Genomic DNA, 15,392 nt, shown 5'->3' on the forward strand with positions numbered 1-15,392 from the left:
TCAGTCCTCGGTTTCCGTCGAACGCACGACGAGGACCGGGCAGTCCGCGGTCTGGATCAGCGCGTTGCTGGTGGATCCGAGCAACAGTCCCTTGAATCCCCCGCGCCCGCGGGTACCGACCACGAGAAGCTGTGCCGCTTCGGCATATTCGCTGAGCACCCGCACCGGCCGGTCGCGCGCGACGACACGTTCGACGGTGACGTCCGGGTACCGCTCCTGATAACCGGCGAGACGCTCGGCGAGCACGATCTCCTCACCGGTCTGGATCCGGCTCCAGTGCGGGTCCTCGGGGACGGCTCCGAGCGACGGCTGCACGCTCACGTCGCTCCACACATTCACCGCGACGAGCGTCGCACCGCGCGCGGATGCCTCCTCGAATGCGACCTCCACCGCGTCGCGGCACGAGACCGAACCGTCGATACCGACCACGACGGGCCCCTCCGCCGGCGGAGCGCCGTCGAGTGTACGACCCCGCACCACCACGACGGGCGCCGTCGCATGCGAGACGACCGCCGTGGAGACCGAACCGGCGAGCAGACCCTTCACCTCGCCGAGACCGCGTGAGCCGACGACGAGCCGATCCGCGTGTTCGGCCTGGGCTATGAGCGTGGGAACGACCTTGCCTTCGAGCTGCCCGGTGGTGACCTCGACGTTCCCGTGGCGGTTCTCGTCGATGATCTGCCGGGCGAGCGCGGCCGCGCCGGCGAGGCGGTCGCGGGCGGTCGCCTTCATCTCCTCGTGGAAGCTCTGCGCGAGGTAGGGCTCGGAGTAGTAGAAGGCGGGGATGTGCACGACGGTGACGATGCGCAACGGCAGGCCGCGGATCGCCGCCGCCCGTGCCGCCCAGTTCACCGCGGTGGTGGACGCGTCGGATCCATCGACGGCTACGACGATCGGCTTGTTCTCGGTCATCGAACGCGGAACCTTTCTTGGTGGGTCAGCCGCAGATCTGCCGCAGCTGCTCGATCAGTCGCACACGCCCTGCGGTGTCGGCCGCGAACGGAGTGACGTTGAGGGTGGTGACCCCGGCCTCGGCGAACGCCGCGACGCGCTCACGCACGAAGCCCTCCGAGCCGATCAGGGAGATCGAGCGGAGCAGTTCGACGGGCACCGCAGCGGCCGCCTCTTCCTTCTTGCCGGCCAGGTACAGCTCCTGGATGGTCTCGGCTTCCTTCGCGTAGCCGTACCGGATAGCGAGGTCGTTGTAGAAGTTCTTGCCCTTGGCGCCCATGCCACCGACGTACAGCGCGACCATGGGCCGGACCCAGTCGAGCATGTGGTCGACGTCGTCGCCGATGGCGAGCGCGGTCTGTGCGTAGATCTGCAGGTCGCCGAGTGCGGGCTCGCGCTTGGCCTTACCCTTCGCGATCGACTCGCCCCACACGTCGGCGGCCTTCTCCGGGTAGTAGAACAGCGGCTGCCAGCCCTCGGCGATTTCGGCGGTCATCTCGACGTTCTTCGGGCCGAGCGACGCGATGATGATCGGGATACGCTCGCGCACAGGATTGTTGATGATCTTCAGCGGCTTACCGAGTCCGGTGCCGCGGTCTGCGGGCAGCGGGATCTGGTAGTACTTGCCCTGGTGGTCGATCTTCTCGCGGCGCCACACCTGCCGGCAGATGTCGACGATCTCGCGGGTGCGGCCCAACGGCGCGTTGTAGGGAACGCCGTGAAAGCCTTCGATGACCTGGGGGCCGGACGCGCCGATACCGAGCACGAAGCGGCCGTCGGAGACGAAGTCCAGGCCGGCCGCCGTCATGGCGGTGAGCGTCGGTGTCCGGGTGAACAACTGGAGGATGCCGGAGGCGAGTTCGACGCGAGAGGTCTTCGCCGCCAGATAGCCGAGCTGGCTCACCGCATCGAACGAATAGGCCTCGGGCACGAACACGATGTCGAGGCCGGCCTTCTCCAGGTCGGCCACCTCCGCCGCGGTCTCCGCGAAGCCTCCGCTGTAGTTCAGTCCCATTCCGATGCGCATGCGCCACCTTCGTCCCTGCTGCACACCCCGTTCGGGCGCGCTCGTCCTCGTGCCCCCGAACACTACCGCCGTCAGGAGGCCGCCGGTCGCACCACCATCACCGGGCAGTGCGCCTCGCGCATGAGGGCGTTTCCGGTGGAGCCGAGCACCAGGCCCTTGAAACCACCCCGGCCCCGGGTACCGACCACGACGAGCTGGGCTTTTTCGCTCCAGGCCTGCAGGTGGGAGCGGGGACCGTCTATGTAGACCTTCCGGTGGACCGTCACCTCCGGATAACGCTCGCCGTATCCCGCGAGACACTCGGACAGGAGGGAGTGCTCGTACTCCTCGAACGCACGGGGATCGAAGTCGAGAGGCGACTCGTCGATCTCGCCGACCTTCAGATCGCTCCAGACGTGGACGGCGACGAGGTCGACACCGCGCCAGGACGCCTCTTCGAACGCCAGCCCGACCGCTGCGCGACTCGCGGGGCTGCCGTCCACACCGACGACGACCGGCCGCCCGTCGGGGACGGGGCCTTCCGGACCCCGCACCACCACGACCGGGCATTCGGCGTGGCCGGCGACGGAGACCGGGGTGGAGCCGAGCAGGGCCTCCCCCAGCTTGGTGCTGCCGGTAGCACCGAGGACGATCAACCGCGCCTTGCGGGACAGCTCGACGAGCCACTTGGAGCTTCCGGTGAGCGCGAGTTCGGAGGTGACCTCGAGATCCGGAGCCACCGCCTCGGCGGTTTCCGCAGCTTCCTTCAGGAGCGCCTGCGCTTCGACCTCGCTCCATTCGAAGACCTGCGAGGGACGGAAGAAGGGAAGTCTGGTCCACTCGGAGGGGGCGAAATCCACCGCGTGGACGAGGTGCAGGGAGATCTTCCGGCCGGCTGCGGTGGCTGCCGCCCACCGCACCGCCCGCTCGGAGGCCGGAGAACCGTCCACACCGACGGTCACATGGTTGTGGTCGCGGGGTGTTTCACCGAGAGGTTTCACGTCCACGAGGCTAGCCCGATCCGGTACGCCCGGATACGGACTTTGGTCATCGCGACGAGATTCCTTCGAACGCAATGCATTTCCATGGGCGCGATCTACGTCACATAAAATTGTCATCGCAGATGCGAATTTATTACCGTGGGAGTCATGCAACTCACCCGGTTCACCGATCTCGGACTGAGAGTTGTGATGCATCTCGTCGCCGGCCCGGCGGGGAGTATGCCCAGTACCAGAACGATTGCAGACCAGCTCGACCTGTCGTACGCACATACGACGAAGGTCGTCGCCCGACTCGGCGAGCTCGGAGTGGTCACCACCCGTCGCGGACGCGGCGGAGGCCTGACCATCACCGAACTCGGCCGTACGGCGAGCCTCGGATGGCTCACCCGAGCCCTCGAAGGTGAAGAGGAAGTCGTCGAGTGCGAAGGAGCGAAGCCCTGTCCCATGCGTCACGGCTGCAGCCTCCGCTCGAAGCTGCGTGCCGCACAGGACGCCTTCTACGCCACCCTCGACGACGTCACGATCGCCGACCTGGCAACCCCGGACGCCGGCCCCGTCCTGCTCACCCTCGAACCACCCACCGGTCGCTGACCCACGGCGACACCACCGGTGCAGCCCGTCACGACACACACGAGGAGACTCACCATGCCGCTCTCACCCGAATCCAAGGATGTCATCGCTGCGACCCTTCCGGCGGTGGGAGCCGCCATCGGCGACATCACCCCGCTGTTCTACAGCAAGATGTTCGCCGCTCACCCCGAGCTCGAACGCGACCTGTTCAATCGGGGCAATCAGAAGCAGGGTGAGCAGCAGAAGGCCCTCGCCGGATCCATCGCGGCGTTCGCGACGCTCCAGCTCGATCCCGATCCCGCACGTGTCGAGGCGATCCTGTCCCGCATCGCCCACAAGCACGCCTCGCTCGGCATCAAGCCCGACGAGTACTGGATCGTCCACAAGCACCTGTTCGAGGCGATCGTCGAAATCCTCGGAGATGCAGTCACTCCCGAGGTCGCGAAGGCGTGGGACGAGCTGTACTGGCTGATGGCGAACACGCTCATCTCGATGGAGGCCGATCTGTACCGCGCCGCGGGTGTCGAGGTCGGCGACGTCTGGCGCACCGTCCGCGTCGCCGACCGCGTGCACCAGTCCGCCGACACCGTCTCGTTCGTCCTCACCTCGCTCGACGGTTCTCCGCTGCCCACCTTCCGCCCGGGCCAGTACCTCTCGGTCGGCGTCCATCTCCCCGACGGTGCCCGGCAGATCCGTCAGTACAGCCTGTCGAGCGCACCCGCCAAGGGCGACTGGCGCATCACCGTCAAGCGGGTCCTGCGGACCACCGCACCCGACGGCTCCGTGCTCCCCGCCGGTGAAGTGTCGAACTTCCTGTACAACAACCTTTTCGAAGGCGACGAGCTGCAGGTCACCACTCCCTTCGGCGATCTCGTCCTCACCGAGGACGACACCCCGATCCTGTTGGCGTCGGCCGGCATCGGCTGCACCCCGATGATCGGCATGCTCGATCATCTCGCCGGCGTCGGGGACGAGCGTCCCGTCGCGGTCCTGCACGCCGACCGGTCCGTCGCGAGCCACGCCCACCGCCGCGAGCTCGAGACCCTCGCCGAGAAGATCCCCTCGGCCCAGCTGTACCGCTGGTACGAGGATCTCGGCAACCGCGAGCCGCTCGAGACCGTCCGCGTCGGACGCGCCGATATCTCGGACCTGCCGCTCGATCCGACGACCCAGGTCTACCTGTGCGGCCCGCTGCCGTTCATGCTCTCGCTGCGCGAGGCGCTCATCGAGCGCAACGTTCCGGCGGAGAACATCCACTACGAGGTGTTCGGGCCCGACAGCTGGGCGCCTGCCTCCTGATCCTGCCCGATCCGATCGCGGTGCCCCGGCCGAGTCTGCCGGGGCACCGCTGCATTCGCGGCTAGGCTGCACACATGGACTCCGCCGCGGTTGTTCGCCACCCGGCCCCATCCCGATTCGGCCACGTTCTCGCACTGCTCGGCGTCCTTCTCGTGGCCGGTCTCGTCGCTCTGGTCCCCGGCTCCGACGAACCGCTCGGAACCGATGCCCCCGCCGACGTCTTCAGCGCCGCCCGCGCCGGCGAGCACATCGACGCGATCGCGACCGCCCCACGGCCGCTCGGCTCGACCGCCCACACCGCTGCCCGCGACCACCTCGTGGCCGCACTCGACGAACTCGGCTGGACCACCCGGGTCGACTCGGGCGTCGGATGGATGGCGCGGCCCGAGGAAGCGACCCAACGCGGTGCCCGCGTGCAGAACATCCTGGCGACCCGGGACGGTACCGATCCCACCGGCACCGTCATGCTCGTCGCGCACTACGACACGGTGCGGGGCTCCCCCGGCGCCGGTGACGACGGGATCGGCGTCGGCACGGTCCTGGAAGTCGCCCGTGCACTCGACTCCGGCCCTCCCCCGCGGAACGACGTCGTCGTCCTGCTCACCGACGGTGAGGAGAACGGTCTGCTCGGCGCCCACCGGTTCGTCGGCACGCAGTCCGTGCGAGCGGGTCCCGTGGTCGTCCTCAACCACGAGGCCCGCGGGAACGCGGGCACGCCGACCACCTTCCGGATCACCTCACCCAACGGTGTCCTGATCGACACCCTGGCCGGAGCGCCCGGCGCGCGTGCGGATTCCCTCACCGAGCTGATCTTCGAAGCGCTGCCGAACGACACCGATTTCCGCCGCTTCGCCGAGAGCGGCCATCACGCCCTCGACACCGCGATCTCCGCGGGATCGGCCTACTACCACAGCCCTCTCGACACCCCCGACCGTCTCAGCCGGACGTCGCTGCAACACATGGGTGAGACTTCCCTTGCGACCACACGCGCACTCGCCGCGTCCGATCTGGCGGCCGTCGACGACGGCGGAGACCAGGTGGTGACAACCGCTCCGTGGGGACTTCTCCACATGCCGCGCTGGGCGGAGGTCGTCGGGGCGGTCGTGCTCGGCGGCGTCGTGGCGGCGATCGTCGTGCTGCGTGTGCGCCGCGGTGAGACGCCGGCCTGGCAGGTCGGCACTGCCGTCGCCGTGTCCGTGCTCGCCGCCGCGCTCGCCGCAGGGGCGGCATGGTTGCCGTGGTGGTTCGCGCAGATCCTCGATCCGGGCATGGCCGCGCCGGTCGCCGACGAGCCCTACCGCCCGGGCGTCTTCCAGTTCGCCGCGGTCGTCGCGGCTCTCGGTGTACTGGTGGTCACGCGGTCGTGGTGGAGCCGCGGCCGTCCGGCCGCTGCGCTCACGTGCGGAGCGTTCGTGCTCGTCGCGGTGCTCGCACTGATCGGTACCCCCTTCCCCGGTGTGCCGCTGACACTGTCGGTGCTCATGCTGCCGGCGGCGCTGGGGCTCCTGGTGGCGCTGTTGCTCCCTCAGCGCGGCACGGTGTGGCCGCGCGTCGCGATCACGCTGGGCGCGCTCGGGTCCCTGATCTTCGGTCTGCCCGCCGTGCTGGTGTCGTTCGATGCCGGCCTCCTCTACGGGGCACCGGTGGCCGGTCTGTTCGTCGCGTTCACCTTCGCGGCGGTGCTCCCGCTGTGCGAGCCGCTCCCGGCGACCACGCGTGGGCTCGTGACATCCGCGACGGGCACCGCGGTGATCCTCGTGGTGTGCACGCTGCTGGCCGGTTACCTCAACCGGGACGGAGCGACCGATCCCCGGCAGGAATACCTCTGGTACTCGCTCGACGCCGACCGGGGCGCCGCAGTGTGGGGATCGCCCGACAGTCCGCACTCCGACTGGAGCCGAGACCTGCTCACCAGCGGTCCCGACCCGCTTCCCACCGCATTCCCGTGGCGGGAGGACCGTCCGATGCATCACGGGCCCGCCCCGGTCGCCGACCTCGAAGCGCCCGAGGTCGAGATTCTCGAGGACACGATCGGCGGAAGCGCACGGGAGATTCGGTTGCGGCTGACCTCACGGCGGGACGCCCAGGCCGTCGGACTGTGGATCGACAGCACGACCGCCCATGTCCACGGAGCGACGGTGGACGGTTTCCGCGCCGAACCGTCCGATCGATTCGGGTTCCTGTTCTGGGCTCCCGGCCCCGACGGAATCGAGGTCGAGCTGACGCTGAGCATGCGCGAGAACCGCCTCGGCGTCCGCCTGGCCGATCTCGGTGACGATCTCGGCGTCGTCCCCGGATTCGAACCGCCCGCCGATCGCGTGGTGGTCCAGCCGACGGTGGCCGTGACGCGGACCCTGCAACTGTAGGGTCGTCACTCCCACTCGTGGACGGGAGTGCCGGAATCCATGTTCTGCACGTAGTCCTTCATCATCCCGAGCAGAGCGGTGCGGCGGTTCTCGCCGGCGGCCTCGCGCCGGGCCACCTGCTGTCGCTGCCACGCCGCCCCGGTCTGCCGGGTCAGCGCCCGTCCTTCGACGATGCCCAGATAGCGGTCGCGGACCGCGGAGGACAGTCCGTAGGCCTCGAGGCCTTCGTGCGCGAGCGGCAGCAGGCACCGCAGCACCAGCTCGTCGGCACCGACCCATCCGGTCCGCGGCCAGTACAGCTTGGCGTCGAGACCGAACTTCGCGCCGAGGACGAGATTCCGCTCGGCGGCGTCGAAGCTGAGGTCGCGCCAGAGCGGCTCGTCGGCGTCGGCCAGGGCGCGCAGCGTTCCGTAGTAGAAGGCGGCGTTGGCCATCGTGTCGAGGACGGTCGGTCCCGCCGGGAGGACGCGGTTCTCGACGCGCAGGTGCGGATGACCGTCGCTGATGTCGTAGACGGGGCGGTTCCACCGGTAGATGGTGCCGTTGTGCATCTGCAGTTCACGCAGTTCGGGAACCCGGCCGGCATCGAGCTCGGCCATCGGGTCGGCGTCCGAGACTTCCGGGAGGAGAGCCGTGAAGTAGCGGGAGTTCTCTTCGAACAGGTCGAGGACGGAGTCGATCCACCGCTCGCCGAACCACACGCGGGGACGGACACCCTGGTTCCGCAGTTCGAGCGGGCGCGTATCGGTGGCCTGGGCGAACAAGGGGATCCGGCTCTCGTGCCACAGCGCCTTACCGGCGAGGAAGGGCGAGTTCGCCGCCAGCGCGACCTGCGCTCCCGCCAGACACTGGGCGGCGTTCCAATGGGTAGCGAAATCCTCCGGAGCGACCCTCAGATGCAGCTGCAAGGACGTGCAGGCCGCTTCGGGAACAACCGAATTCATATCGGCGCGAAGGGTTTCCACGACATCGCTCCCGGGCAGCGGCACACCGTCGAGGTCGAGTTCGATGTCCTCGCCACGAGCCGCGAAGATCTGGTCGTTGAGCGCTTCGTAGCGGGGATTGGCAGTGATCCGGCCCAGCTCGAGATCGTCGAGCTCGAGCGTGGGCAACATACCGATCATGACCAGCTGCGCATCGTGACGGTGCATCCGCTCGTCGGCGCGGCGGAGCGAGGAGCGCAGCGAATCCTCGAGCTCGAAGGGTTCGTCATCGGTGAGACGTCGCGGCTCGACATTCATCTCGACGTTGAACTGGCCGAGTTCGGTCTGGAAGACCGCATGGTCGTCGATCGCCTGGAGTACCTCGAGGTTCGACATCGCGGGCGACATGTCGTCACGCACGAGGTTGAATTCGATCTCCATGCCGAGATGCGGTTCGGGCGACGAGTGCACGTCGACGAAGACGTCCTCTCGGAGCATCCGCTCGAGCGCCTTCATGCAGTCGCGGACCTTGCTGCGAAACATCCGCCGGTCTTCCCCGGTGAACGAACGAGCAGATATCTCAGCTCCCAATGGAACCCCCGGGTCGGCGCGCAGTCGGTCGAGCCAAGCCTAGCGCGCGACTCCCGTAGGGGTGGGATCAGACGGCGCGGTATCCGCCCCAGTCGGTGACGACGCCGCGGTCGCTCAGCCAGGCGTTGGGGTTGATCTTGGTACCTGCGGTGTCCCAGACCTCGAAGTGCAGGTGCGGGCCGGTGGACCAGCCCTCGTTGCCGACGGTGGCGATCTGCTGGCCGGCGGAGACACGCTGCCCGGCGGAGACCTGGTAGGTGCTCACATGACCGTAGACGGCGGTGGTGCCGTCGTCGTTGAGGACGCGGACCCACTGGCCGTAACCCGAGGCCGCGCCGGCTTCGAGGACGGTGCCGTCGGCGGCGGACTTGATGGGCGTGCCGATCGGTGCGGCGATGTCGATGCCGCCGTGGTGCGCACCCCAGCGCGGACCCCAGTCGGAGGTGAGGGTGCCGGAGACGGGCTGGACAGCGGAGGGAGCAGCCGGGTTGAGCTGGTCGAGCCAGCTGGGACCCGAGAACTGATCGAGGAAGCCGGTGACCTCGGCGGGGAGCTCGGGCGCGCCCTGCTCGGCCGGGGTGGTGATACCGGGGATCGCCGGGATCTCGACACCCTCGGGCAGCAGGCCCGCAGGAAGCTCGAAGGGAAGAGCGGGCGCGGGAGCCTCGGCCTGGACGTGGTCGTGGCCGGGATGCGCGGCGGCGGTGCCGGCGCCGATCTGCGAGCCCACGGCGAAGAAGGCACCCGTGGCTGCGGCAACGGTGGCGGCCTTGACCGGAGCGGACGTCCCGGTGGGCTCGACACGGTGGCGGCCCTTGCCGGAAGACGGCACGCGAATCGGTTCGAGGTCGAATGCTGCGTCTTCGCGTGTGCGCTGATGGCGTCCCACAGTGTGTCCCTTGTTTCGTCCCGACTTCGACCGGGTATCCCCCGGCCGTTCCTGGCGACCCAAGGTAACAAAACGGTATAGAGAATCGCCAGTGTTACCTTTCCTTGATCTCAATCGGCGGGAACCTGCAGGTCGTACGCGTGGTTAGGCAGGGCCCGAGAGCAGGCGCTTGGTTACGGCACCGGCCCGGCGGCTACACTCACAACGCGCCAAGGTCGGTTCCGCCCGGCCGGACGCCTCCGTAGCTCAGGGGATAGAGCACCGCTCTCCTAAAGCGGGTGTCGCAGGTTCGAATCCTGCCGGGGGCACAGAAAACCTGCAGGTCAGGGCCGGTTTCGGCCCTGGTCCGCAGGCTGTGTGCAGAATACGTGCAGAATCTACTGCCGTGGGGCCGACATAGAACGGCCCCGGATCGGGCTTCCCTCCCGAGTCCAGGGCCTCGGCCCAACGGAGACGTATTCCGATGAACCGTTCCACGATCGTAGGACGCGCTGCGTCCATTCCCCACACCGAACACCACTAGGTCAGGACCACACCCCCATCACGGGCGGTGTGGTCCTCGTCGTCGTTCTCTCCCCACGTCCGACGCAAACCAATGTGGGCCGGTGTTCTCAATCCCGCCAACCGGGGCGGGCGCTCTCACTGCGGTATCTGGCCAGACGCTGTGAGGGTCCGACACAGCCACGTACCCGTTCGGGACGTGGCCAGAGGTGTTGGCCGTGACGCGATAACGGGGCATGGTTCGTGGGAGCTCCGGGGAGGGGTATCGACACCGGCACCCTTGGGTGCTCCGCTCGGTCGAGGACAGCACGGGCGCAGCCCGTTCCGATTCATCAGGTCGAGGAATGCACTACCGCTACACTGAGATACGTACTCGATGTGATGCTCGAGAGTCATGACGACAGTGCCCACGTTGCTCCGTTTGGTCACGGGAGACGTGGGCACTGTCGTATCCGTCGAACTACTGCGAAGCCTTCCATTCGAGAAAGTGCTGAGCAATCGGCACGAAACGGAACGAGGTCTGATCCGGCGCAGTCCCCGCACCCGCCGTGGTCGACGTCACCAACCCGTAGGCGTCACGCACATCCTCTCGATACTGTGGCGGAATGCGCTTGTCGCGGTTGGCGACGAATGTCTTGCGCTTGTCCTCGTCCAGATTGCTCCACCACCGTTCAAGAGTGTCCCGCCGCTCCTTCACAAACTGGGCGGCCTCCGGCGTCGCAGTGAACCCGTCAGGGCCAGATCCGATCGTGACCCAGCACTCCGAACCTTCGGGTTCACCAATTGTGACAAGCTCAGGGAGCAGGTCCACCGGGACGGTCCCTTCGGGATCCTGGAACAGGACGTTACGTACCTTCGGACTTAAATCGGTCCACCAAGCACTGATAGCTGCTGGAGTAGTCATCGGTCGAATATATATGCCAGACAGCTATTCCGAGCCTCCCTCACCACGAGCGCACTCCGGTTACGACCATGTCACCCGCGCCCCCATCGCTCCGCTAGGACTGTGGAACGCGCTTTGAGTCGATTCAGCGTTCGGCTGCACAGAACGTCACTTAACTTGATCCTGTGGACACGCTGACAGCCATGGCCATCGCCGGCATATTCATCGAGGTTGTGGGCTTCGCCCTGGCGGCCTTCGGTGTCAGATCCAAATGGAGAGAACATGCCCGAGGATGGGATCGATTCTTCCCCCAGCGGGTACGGAACTTGGTCGGACGACGGCGACCCGTCCAGGTTGAGGCACGCGACGCGGCAATGACGGCAGACGCAGCCGCCAAGGCGGTGGCAGTGCGCAAGTTCAGGGAATCCGACCCCGTCGAGGATCGATTGCGCGCATTAGAGGAGGCGGTGACCGATGCCGCGAGGAACCTCCAACACCACATCCATTCGACCGGCGACGCGCTGCGTGAAGTCAACACCCGCGTGACAGCTCAACGACAAGAGATCATGTCCACTCTTGAACAAGCACAGTCCCAAGGGAGAGTGGAGATCGTCACCGATCTGCGCCTCGCGGGATGGGGTCTGATCTTGGCTGTTCTCGGCCTGGCCCTGCAGGTCCCCTCAACCATCACCGGATAACCCTCTGACCTGAGCGTTTGCTGGGGTGGGGGGCACGGACAGCTCCTCCCACGGTGCCAACTGTCCATTTTTACGTGGGCGGCTGACGGCCCCGGTCGGCTGACCAGGGCAAATGGCGGATCGGTGCCCATCGACGCAGGTCAGGGCGGGGACACCGGTCCTCTGTAGCCTCGATGGCGGTGGCGGCCCCTCGTCTCCCCGGCCACCGACACGAGAACGGCCCCGGGCAACCGGGGCCGTTCGTCGTTGCGGGTCCTGCGGTGTCAGGTCAAACGATCCAGTTCGACAGATCGAGTGTCGCCTCGGCCGCCTCGACGGTTACCGGCGTGAGCTTGGCGAGTGCCACCTCGGCCGCCGCCCCGTCCCGGACGATCTTCGTCGTCCAGAACTTCGCACGGTCGGCGCTGATCCGGCCATCGGCCACCGCAGCGGCCACGAGCGTGCGCGCACTGGTCAGCACCCCGACGGCGGCGTCGATACGCAGCTGTTGATACGCAGCGGCGTCGAGGCTCACGAGACCGTCGCTCCCGGCCGTCACGGCGTCACCAGCGCGGTCAGGCGGCGGATTGCGCGCGGTTGCGTGATTGCCATGACCGGATTGACGTAAGTCTGTACGAACTTGCCCCGCCGCTCACGCACGGGGATCAGTTCGGTGGTGAGCGGGGTCTCGAATGCCAGCAACCCGGCCTTGCCCCGAGCGACGGCGTAGGCGGTGGCCTCGTCGATGTAGGGACTCGTCACCAGCTCGACGCCGGCGGTTGCCAGGACGGCGGGCAGATTCTCACCGTATGCGACCGTGAGGTCGTAGGCACCGGTCGGGCTAACGACGAGGGTGTCGAACTTCAGCCCGAGTCGATCCTGGTCGGCTTCACGCTGCGCGGCGGCGAGCAGGGCCAACGGCCGTTCGGCGTTGCTCGTGATGGTGTCAGGCGCACCGACCGTGACCACCTGGTCCCAAGGCCGGGTAGCCGGGAAGTCACCGCCACCGACACCGAGGTGTTCGACGAGGGCAGCGTCGACGGCCTCGAGGACGGCCGTGTTCAACTTCCGCACGACGGTGTTGGACAGTGCCAGGATCTCGGCATTGACGAAAGCGAGATCCCCTCTGGTGACCTTCTCGTCCTCGACAAAAAACCTTGCGCCCCAGTCTCGTACAGCGGCAATCTTCACTTCGGGATCCGTGGTGCGAACGGTCGCGTACTCGTCGCCGGGTGCACGCTCGACAACATCGTCGGCGGCGTACTTGTCGGACGGGCGGATCACGCTGTGCGCCAGACCGCCGCCGACGATCGGGCCTGCGTGCGGACTCAGGAACACGGAAACGAGTTCCTGACCCTCGACCAGCTCGGCCACCTTGCCAGCGATGAAAGACGGGTTCTGCATGATCGCGTCGACGGTGATCATGTTGTTCTGCGCGGTAGGTGTCAGGATGCCCACGGGGGCACCTCCGTTCTATGTGTGAGTGAAAGGGTCAGGCGTGGAGGCTGACGAGAACTTCGTTACCGGCAGCGGCGGCACTGACCGCACGGCCCACGGGGGTGCCGGTCATCGCGGTGACCACGGCGCCGTTCACGTCGGACTCGACCACCGCGTTCACGGCCACGGTGGCGCCTGCGATGAGACGGACGATCCGCGAGGCGCCACGGGTGACCGGCACGAGTTCGCCGGCGGCCACCGTCGCCCGTGCAACACCGAACACGGCCTCCCCTGCCCCGGCTGCCCTCACGGCGATGTTGCCCTCGACCGGTGCACTGGACACTGTGACCAGTCGGCCTGCGGTCACGGGCGCGGTGGCCCGGGCGGTGACATCGCGGCCACCGTATGCCTCGACTTCAATGATCTGCGCCATCGGCGGTTCACTCCTTCGTTCGTCGTGACCGGGCCTCGACCTCGGCGGCGTCTACCAGCCACCGGCCGCCTACACGTTGAGCGTTGAGACTGCCTCGCGCTGCCATCGCCCGTACGTTTCGTTCCGAGCATCCGAGCTGCGCCGCCGCTGTCGAGGTGTCGATCAGTTGCATCCTTGAGACTGCCGGGGCGGGTGTTCTGGCACGTTCCGCTGTACCGATTGCGGAACGTGTTGCGGAAATTGCGAGTTCACGCTCGAGTTCGTACACCCTCGCGACCGCCCGGCCGCCACCCCGATCGGACAATTCGATCAGCTTGCGCAGGGCGGCGGACAGGAACGCGGCATCGTCGGCGGCGATAAGGACGCCGTTCACCGTCGAGGCGCTCACGATGCCGCGTCCTCGGTGACCAGCTGCCAGACGAAAGCCCTCCGGTGCACCCTGCGGACGATCAGCCCGTCACGGTTCAAGCTGCGGCAGGCACGGCCCGCGAGATTGAACGGGATCGGCATCCCGTCGGGCAGCAGGACACCGCCGTCGAGCATCGCCGCGAACGACAATCGGCCGCCGTGGATCCGCAGCGCGGTCAGGATGGCCCGACGGGCGGCGTCGAGGGCCGTGTCGGTGGTTGTGTCGGTGGTGTGAATGTTCATGGATCGGGTCCTCGGGTCTCGTGACCGGGTGCAGGTCCGGCCCGGGGTTGGTGGGGGCGTGCACCCCCAGTGGTTGCCGGCCACCAGGGGTCGATCGGTTAGACCGCCGTGTCGGCGTGCATCTCGGCCACCATTCGGCCAAGCATGACCGTGTTGTGGGAGATCCATGTGAGCGTGGCGGCCTCGACCGCATCGCCTACGGCCTCGAAAATGGCCGCCCGGTGTTTGTTCGCCCACGATTCCTCGACCCCGTATCCATCGAGCACGGTGTCGGCGGCAGCCATGGCCAGCTCGGCGATCTGGTCGCGGGCCGTAGCGGCTGTGTCGATGGGGGTCAGGGAACACAGGACCGTGCGGCCGTCGCCGTCGGCAACACGATGCAGGTCCCCGTCCGAGGACATGCGGACGATCGCAGCGTCGACCGTCCGGCCACCGACCCGGTGACCCTGCTCGAGCAGGACGGCGTGGATCTGTTCGGGGGCGACCGGGTGGTCGAGGTCGACCAGGACGGCATGGATGGCAACGCGGAGTTCGGTCGAGGTCGTCGAATTTGTGGTCATGGGTCTGGTCTCCTCTAGCGGGAAGTGGGTGCGAAGCGGCGGCGGCCGTGGCCGGTGTGGCCACCGACCCGGTCCCGCCAGCGACCAAGGGCGGCGTCACGCTCGGCCGGGTCCACGCCGACGGTGCGCAGCGCCAGCGGCACCACCACGGCGTCGAACGTGCAGCGTGGGCACACACCTGCGATGTCGAGCGCGGCGGTCACAGCGGACTCGAGGGCTGCGAGGGACGGGTTTCGGGGTGCGATGAGAGTGGTCACGGGTTCGTCTCCTGTGAGGTCGTCAGAGATCGGTGTCGAGTTGCTCAGTGGTGCCGGGCCGGCGCCCGAACAGTCCGTCGAGAGCGATGTCGGGGTCCGCGAACGCAGCGGCGCGGACGTTCTCCACGAGTGCGGCGTACTGCGCCGGGGACATCGACTCAGCGATCGACTCGATCAGCGTGTTCAACAGGACGGTGAGCTTGCCCTCGGCCTCGGCCGTCGACACGATCCGCTCGTACCTGACAGCGTGGGCCATCTCGCCGCTGTCCTCGAAATCGTCGTCGTCGTAGGCGTCGTCGTGCTCGATGGCCGCGACCAGGCTGCCGTAGTGGTGGTGAACGAGCAGCAGGGCAGCTGAGCGTTTCATATCGATGAGGGAGTCGTAAGCGTTCATTGG

At 67.5% G+C, this 15,392-nt stretch carries 18 protein-coding genes and 1 tRNA gene; 5 read left to right on the forward strand and 14 right to left on the reverse strand.

Translation table 11 applies throughout. The annotated features are described in order from the left end of the window. The 3 genes from GON09_RS12885 to GON09_RS12895 all read right to left on the reverse strand — a co-directional run bounded on the left by GON09_RS12885 (nucleotide 1) and on the right by GON09_RS12895 (nucleotide 2,958). Nucleotides 1–912 (reverse strand): universal stress protein, encoded by a 912-nt coding sequence (locus tag GON09_RS12885; RefSeq protein WP_213932119.1) that lies wholly within the window; start codon nucleotides 910–912, stop codon nucleotides 1–3. A gap of 25 nt (nucleotides 913–937) precedes the next feature. Next, the gene (locus tag GON09_RS12890) at nucleotides 938–1,978 is read right to left on the reverse strand and encodes an LLM class F420-dependent oxidoreductase (protein ID WP_213932120.1); all 1,041 of its coding nucleotides are present in this window, start codon (nucleotides 1,976–1,978) and stop codon (nucleotides 938–940) included. Nucleotides 1,979–2,049: 71 nt separating this feature from the next. After that, nucleotides 2,050–2,958, reverse strand: coding sequence for a universal stress protein (locus GON09_RS12895; RefSeq protein WP_213932121.1), 909 nt, complete (start codon nucleotides 2,956–2,958; stop codon nucleotides 2,050–2,052). Nucleotides 2,959–3,105: 147 nt separating this feature from the next. Here GON09_RS12895 and GON09_RS12900 point away from each other — a divergent pair, with 147 nt between their 5' ends. The 3 genes from GON09_RS12900 (at nucleotide 3,106) to GON09_RS12910 (ending at nucleotide 7,193) form a co-directional block, all read left to right on the forward strand. Beyond that, nucleotides 3,106–3,549, forward strand: coding sequence for an RrF2 family transcriptional regulator (locus tag GON09_RS12900; protein ID WP_213932122.1), 444 nt, complete (start codon nucleotides 3,106–3,108; stop codon nucleotides 3,547–3,549). Nucleotides 3,550–3,603: 54 nt separating this feature from the next. Further along, a complete protein-coding gene (locus GON09_RS12905; RefSeq protein WP_213932123.1) occupies nucleotides 3,604–4,827 on the forward strand; it encodes a globin domain-containing protein in 1,224 nt (407 codons plus the stop codon). Between the two features lie 74 nt (nucleotides 4,828–4,901). Continuing rightward, nucleotides 4,902–7,193, forward strand: coding sequence for a M28 family peptidase (locus GON09_RS12910; RefSeq protein ID WP_213932124.1), 2,292 nt, complete (start codon nucleotides 4,902–4,904; stop codon nucleotides 7,191–7,193). Between the two features lie 5 nt (nucleotides 7,194–7,198). Here the strand turns inward: GON09_RS12910 and GON09_RS12915 are convergent, their stop codons facing one another. Together GON09_RS12915 and GON09_RS12920 are read right to left on the reverse strand one after the other, a co-directional pair. Then, entirely contained in the window at nucleotides 7,199–8,707 is a 1,509-nt protein-coding gene (locus GON09_RS12915; RefSeq protein WP_213932125.1) for a glutamate-cysteine ligase family protein, read from the reverse strand. Between the two features lie 67 nt (nucleotides 8,708–8,774). Beyond that, entirely contained in the window at nucleotides 8,775–9,596 is an 822-nt protein-coding gene (locus tag GON09_RS12920; protein ID WP_213932126.1) for a M23 family metallopeptidase, read from the reverse strand. A 235-nt stretch (nucleotides 9,597–9,831) separates the two neighbouring features. On the opposite strand from GON09_RS12920, the gene GON09_RS12925 reads away from it, so the two are divergent. Continuing rightward, nucleotides 9,832–9,904: transfer RNA gene (locus GON09_RS12925), tRNA-Arg, on the forward strand. 653 nt (nucleotides 9,905–10,557) lie between these two features. Here GON09_RS12925 and GON09_RS12930 read toward each other — a convergent pair. Then, nucleotides 10,558–11,001: a hypothetical protein gene (locus GON09_RS12930; protein WP_213932127.1), complete on the reverse strand. Its 444-nt coding sequence runs from the start codon at nucleotides 10,999–11,001 to the stop codon at nucleotides 10,558–10,560. 164 nt (nucleotides 11,002–11,165) lie between these two features. Here GON09_RS12930 and GON09_RS12935 point away from each other — a divergent pair, with 164 nt between their 5' ends. Beyond that, nucleotides 11,166–11,678: a hypothetical protein gene (locus tag GON09_RS12935; protein ID WP_213932128.1), complete on the forward strand. Its 513-nt coding sequence runs from the start codon at nucleotides 11,166–11,168 to the stop codon at nucleotides 11,676–11,678. Nucleotides 11,679–11,946: 268 nt separating this feature from the next. Here the strand turns inward: GON09_RS12935 and GON09_RS12940 are convergent, their stop codons facing one another. From GON09_RS12940 to GON09_RS12975, 8 genes are all read right to left on the reverse strand, one after another. Next, a complete protein-coding gene (locus GON09_RS12940; RefSeq protein WP_213932129.1) occupies nucleotides 11,947–12,192 on the reverse strand; it encodes a hypothetical protein in 246 nt (81 codons plus the stop codon). A 20-nt stretch (nucleotides 12,193–12,212) separates the two neighbouring features. Then, nucleotides 12,213–13,115, reverse strand: a complete 903-nt coding sequence (locus GON09_RS12945) for a major capsid protein (RefSeq protein ID WP_213932130.1) — start codon at nucleotides 13,113–13,115, stop codon at nucleotides 12,213–12,215. Between the two features lie 34 nt (nucleotides 13,116–13,149). Next, nucleotides 13,150–13,527 (reverse strand): capsid cement protein, encoded by a 378-nt coding sequence (locus GON09_RS12950; protein WP_213932131.1) that lies wholly within the window; start codon nucleotides 13,525–13,527, stop codon nucleotides 13,150–13,152. A gap of 7 nt (nucleotides 13,528–13,534) precedes the next feature. Next, the gene (locus GON09_RS28870; RefSeq protein WP_213932132.1) at nucleotides 13,535–13,915 is read right to left on the reverse strand and encodes a helix-turn-helix domain-containing protein; all 381 of its coding nucleotides are present in this window, start codon (nucleotides 13,913–13,915) and stop codon (nucleotides 13,535–13,537) included. Further along, complete coding sequence (locus GON09_RS12960) at nucleotides 13,912–14,178, reverse strand: hypothetical protein (protein ID WP_213932133.1); 267 nt, start codon at nucleotides 14,176–14,178, stop codon at nucleotides 13,912–13,914. Before GON09_RS12960 ends, GON09_RS28870 begins: the two co-directional genes overlap by 4 nt. Before the next feature lie 98 nt (nucleotides 14,179–14,276). Continuing rightward, nucleotides 14,277–14,738, reverse strand: coding sequence for a hypothetical protein (locus GON09_RS12965; protein ID WP_213932134.1), 462 nt, complete (start codon nucleotides 14,736–14,738; stop codon nucleotides 14,277–14,279). 14 nt (nucleotides 14,739–14,752) lie between these two features. Further along, entirely contained in the window at nucleotides 14,753–14,995 is a 243-nt protein-coding gene (locus GON09_RS12970) for a hypothetical protein (RefSeq protein WP_213932135.1), read from the reverse strand. 22 nt (nucleotides 14,996–15,017) lie between these two features. Further along, a complete protein-coding gene (locus GON09_RS12975; protein ID WP_213932136.1) occupies nucleotides 15,018–15,389 on the reverse strand; it encodes a hypothetical protein in 372 nt (123 codons plus the stop codon). Between the last annotated feature and the right edge of the window lie 3 nt (nucleotides 15,390–15,392).

It is taken from the genome of Rhodococcus sp. B50, from assembly GCF_013602415.1.
In the GTDB taxonomy this organism is placed as follows: domain Bacteria; phylum Actinomycetota; class Actinomycetes; order Mycobacteriales; family Mycobacteriaceae; genus Rhodococcus.